Below are 4,333 nucleotides of genomic sequence, written 5' to 3' on the forward strand. Positions count from 1 at the left end.
GCATATGCATCAACATATAAGGCACCTTTTATCTATGGCTACCTGAATAATGTTGGCATCTAAAGCAGCTGCTGAAATATCGTTAATAATTCCTGCACCTGCATCTATTGCTGCTGCTGCTGTTTGGGAATAGATGGTATCTATACTTAAAATGACATCCGCGAAGCGCTTATGTATGGCATCAATAACCGGCAAAACCCTGCTCATTTCATCATCAGCACTAATGATGCTTGCACCCGGTCTGCTGCTCATTCCGCCAATATCGATAATGTCTGCACCTTCCTCCAGCATAGTCTCAGTTTGAGCCAAAGCCGCATCTACGCCCTCAAATTTTCCTCCATCAAAAAAGGAGTCCGGGGTTACATTTAATATGCCCATAATGGCAGGTGTGGATAAATCGAGCAAACCATTACCCGTTCTCGCTTTGTTCGGGTAGAAATAAGTAGTTTGTCCATCATTATTGCACGAAAATAATACAACTAAGGTGTCAAAAACGAATTTTCAATACGATGAAGCAGTAGCAGGCTGCAGGAACATTTTTGTCAAAAAGGTGAAAGACTACGGAACTTCATGGCGGATTTTGCGTTTGGAGTCTCTGACTGACCAGATTTTCATCAAGGCGCAACGTATTCGCACCATTGAACAAAATGGCAGCAGCAAGGTTAACGAAGGGGTAGAGGATGAATTCAGAGGGATTATTAATTATGCGGTAATTGCCCTCATTCAAATAGACAGAACAGAAAGCGACCCGATTAATGTGAGTGAAGAAATTGCACTTAAATGGCATAACGAAAAAATTGGTGACGTTAAAAAACTGATGCTGATAAAAATCACGATTACGGCGAAGCATGGCGCGATATGCGTGTGGGTTCATTTACCGATTTAATTTTGATGAAACTATTGCGTGTAAAACAGATAGAAGAAAACGATGGTAAAACACTTATTTCAGAAGGTGTGGCATCGCATTATATGGATATGATTAACTACTCAATATTCGCACTCATAAAACTTAGTGAAAATGAAAAATAGTATTTTGTGGTTCTGCCGTTTATTTACGGGAGCGTTATTTATTTTTCAGGATTGGTAAAGGCAAACGATCCTGTAGGTTTTGGCATTAAGCTCGAAGAATATTACGATGTTTTTGCAGAAAGATGGAGCTGGGACAAGTTTTTTTATTTAAAGCTGACTGGTTAATCGAATCAGTGAATTTACAAGCTGCATTTCTCACTTCACTTGAAGTTGCATTGGGTATTCTGCTTATTTTAGGTATCTGGAAAAACCTGACCACCTGGTTGTTACTCTTATTAATTTTATTTTTCACCTGGCTTACCGGTTATTCTGCAATTACAGGTTCTGTTACTGACTGTGGTTGTTTTGGTGATTTTATTCCGCTTACACCATTACAATCTTTTTATAAAGACCTGGTTTTGTTAGTGCTCATTTTAATCATATTTATTTTACGAAAAATATTAAACCGATAGTCGCCAATAGGCGGAATTGCAATAGCCGCAATAGTTACCGGGTTTGCGGTTTATGTGAATGCACACGTGCTAAAACATGATGTGTTTTTAGACTGGCGTCCTTATGCTGTTGGTGATAGCATTGTAGAAAATATGCAATTGCCACCTAACCCCAAAAAGGATGTGGTGGAACTCAATTATGTTTACACCAATAAAAAAACAGGTGAAACTGTTGAACTTGCATTTTTAAATACGGAACTGGAAGATAAAGCGAAACTCGCGGAGTTAACCAAATATTCTGCCGATAAAGAAAATTGGAATTTGGATACATCATTTACGAAAGTAAAAGTGAAAGGCGACAGAGCTAAAATCAGTGATTTTGCAGTTTCTGATGAGCAGGGTGATTTTATTACAGACCAAATTTTAAGTAATCCCGATTATACCTTAATGGTAGTAAGTGCAAGTTTTGAGCACACCAGTAAATTAGGATGGGAAAAATAAATGCCATGCAAAAGGCAGCAGAAAAGAAGGCGTATTTACCTACGCTTTAGTTGGTGAAGGCGATGAAATTGAAAAATTCCGCCTCAACAACCAAACAGCATTTCCATTTTATACCGGCGATTATAAGGTATGTTTGACCATTGCCAGAACTAATCCGAACGTTGTATTATTAAAAGAAGGTGTGGTAATTGATAAATGGGCATGGCGCGATTTACCTTCATTTGAAGCGATTAAAAAGGAACATTTTGCGGACCGAAAACCAACTGAATTAATCCCAATTTCCAACGAAATGTTTGGCATTGGTGTTCCGGTTGCGGAAAAAATTGCCGCCAGCACTGAACCTTATAACGAGTTTTTCCTGCAAGACAGCACAGGAAATGATGTTACAGCAATGGTAATAAACGACACGGCAAATATCTGTATGGTAATTCTGAATGAATTAACTGCAGATAAACTTACGGCAGATAAATGGAAAGCTATTTTGCCGGTAATGAAAGGGATAGACTCAACAGGCAATAAATTATTTGTTGTAAGCAGTGGCTCGTTCAATATTCTGAAATTAATGAAAAAAGCTTCGGGACTTGAATTTGATTTGTATACATCAGATAAAGATGTGTTATATAAAATAATGGAACAAAAACACAGGCGTAATTTATATCAAACAAGGAAAGGTAGTTGCCAAGTTTCCTGATGATAAATTACCTGGACTTTTCATTCTTAAATAAATAATTTTTCATTTTGATAAAATACATATTACAACGTCTCGTTTACGGTTTCTTCGTTTTACTAGGCGTTGTAATTATTGTATTTTTTTATTTCAATTAACTCGCATCAACCCTGAACGACAAATTGCAGGAGAAAGAGGACAAGGCTACCATTGAAAATATTAAAAAGGAACTGGGTTTAGATTTACCGGTTTGGCAGCAATTGGGTTTATATCTCAACGATATTTCTCCACTGAGCTGGCATAATAATTCCGACACAACTTCACGGTTTTATTTAAACTGCGAAAAATATCAATATTTCCGTGTGCTCAATATTGGTCATACGTCGATGGTTATTAAAAAGCCGTATTTAAGTCGTTCGTATGTAAGCAAACGCAGTGTAAGTGAAATATTATCGGAACGAATTCCCAATACTTTAGTATTAGCATTAACGGCAATGATTTTTGCGACTATAGTGGGTATTACATTAGGTGTTATTGCGGCTACCCGCCCTAATTCCATGTTGGACAGAGCTTGCACAACAGGTTCTGTATTAGGCATTTCATTTCCATCATTTTTTGTTGGTATTATTTTGCAATTAGTATTTGCCTATTTGTTGGCTTCAGTTACCGGATTAAATATGACGGGCGATTTGTATGTAACCGATGGTTATACCGGAGAACAATATCTGGAATTGCGCAACTTAATTTTACCGGCAATTGCATTAGGTGTCAGGCCCGTGGCAGTAATTACACAATTAACCCGAAGTGCAATGATTGATGTAATGCACAACGATTATATCCGCACGGCGAGAGCAAAAGGTTTAAATGAACGGGTGATATTATTTCGCCACGCGCTTAAAATGCATTAAACCCTGTTGTTACTTCAGTATTATCAGGATGGTTGGCGAGTTTGTTAACAGGCCTTTTTTATAGAAGCCATTTTTAATTATAATGGCATTGGTTATGAAACTGTGAATGCACTAAAAATGTTGATTATCCGGTGGCAATGGGTGCCATTTTATATACTGCTGTTATATTTGTAGTAATTAGTATTGCAGTAGATATTGTTTATTCAATTAGATCCACGAATTAGAATTAGTTAATATGCGCATTTATTTAATTGGCTTTATGGGTTGTGGTAAATCCACCTGGGGTAAAAAACTTGCCGAAAAGCTGGATTGTGCATTTATTGACATCGATAAACGTATTGAAGCCATTGAAGGTGGGACTGTAGCTGAAGTTTTTAAAATAAAAGGTGAGGAGTACTTTCGCAAATTAGAAGCGGATGTATTGAGGTCAACTGTTTTAGAAAAAAATGCAGTCATCAGTTGCGGTGGAGGCACACCTTGTTATTTCGATAATATGGAGTGGATGAAACAACGCGGCAAAACAGTGTATTTAAATCTTTCCCCCGAAAATTTATTTGGTCGCCTGCGCACACGCAAAGAAAAACGTCCCCTTATCGCTAACTTGGACGATGATCAACTCAGGGATTTTATTTTTCAAAAATTATCTGAGCGTGAGGCTTTTTATTTACAGGCGGATATTAAAATAGACCCGGCTGTCCTCAAACCTAAAGATATTATCCAAAGTATTAAAGGGAAAAGGTGATGTAATTACATCAAATAAATACCTTCATTGCCCGGCTCACTTAAAATTACTTTGA

Annotated in this window: 5 protein-coding genes and 2 pseudogenes; 6 read left to right on the top strand and 1 reads right to left on the bottom strand. The window is 37.4% G+C overall.

Features of this window, described 5'->3' with window-relative positions; translation table 11 throughout:
- Nucleotides 1-9: 9 nt before the first annotated feature.
- Entirely contained in the window at nucleotides 10-405 is a 396-nt protein-coding gene (locus IPI65_17355; GenBank protein MBK7443206.1) for a dihydropteroate synthase, read from the bottom strand.
- Nucleotides 406-484: 79 nt separating this feature from the next.
- On the opposite strand from IPI65_17355, the pseudogene IPI65_17360 reads away from it, so the two are divergent.
- From IPI65_17360 to IPI65_17385, 6 genes and pseudogenes are all read left to right on the top strand, one after another.
- Nucleotides 485-1,029: pseudogene (locus tag IPI65_17360) on the top strand (DUF1599 domain-containing protein).
- A 173-nt stretch (nucleotides 1,030-1,202) separates the two neighbouring features.
- On the top strand, nucleotides 1,203-1,481 hold the full coding sequence (locus IPI65_17365; protein MBK7443207.1) for a hypothetical protein: 279 nt from the start codon (nucleotides 1,203-1,205) through the stop codon (nucleotides 1,479-1,481).
- An 81-nt stretch (nucleotides 1,482-1,562) separates the two neighbouring features.
- Nucleotides 1,563-1,961, top strand: coding sequence for a hypothetical protein (locus IPI65_17370; GenBank protein ID MBK7443208.1), 399 nt, complete (start codon nucleotides 1,563-1,565; stop codon nucleotides 1,959-1,961).
- 133 nt (nucleotides 1,962-2,094) lie between these two features.
- Nucleotides 2,095-2,652, top strand: coding sequence for a hypothetical protein (locus tag IPI65_17375; protein MBK7443209.1), 558 nt, complete (start codon nucleotides 2,095-2,097; stop codon nucleotides 2,650-2,652).
- 47 nt (nucleotides 2,653-2,699) lie between these two features.
- Nucleotides 2,700-3,770: pseudogene (locus IPI65_17380) on the top strand (ABC transporter permease).
- A gap of 1 nt (nucleotide 3,771) precedes the next feature.
- The gene (locus IPI65_17385) at nucleotides 3,772-4,278 is read left to right on the top strand and encodes a shikimate kinase (GenBank protein ID MBK7443210.1); all 507 of its coding nucleotides are present in this window, start codon (nucleotides 3,772-3,774) and stop codon (nucleotides 4,276-4,278) included.
- Nucleotides 4,279-4,333 lie beyond the last annotated feature (55 nt).

The sequence above is a fragment of the Bacteroidota bacterium genome (assembly GCA_016706255.1).
Lineage (GTDB): Bacteria > Bacteroidota > Bacteroidia > Chitinophagales > BACL12 > UBA7236.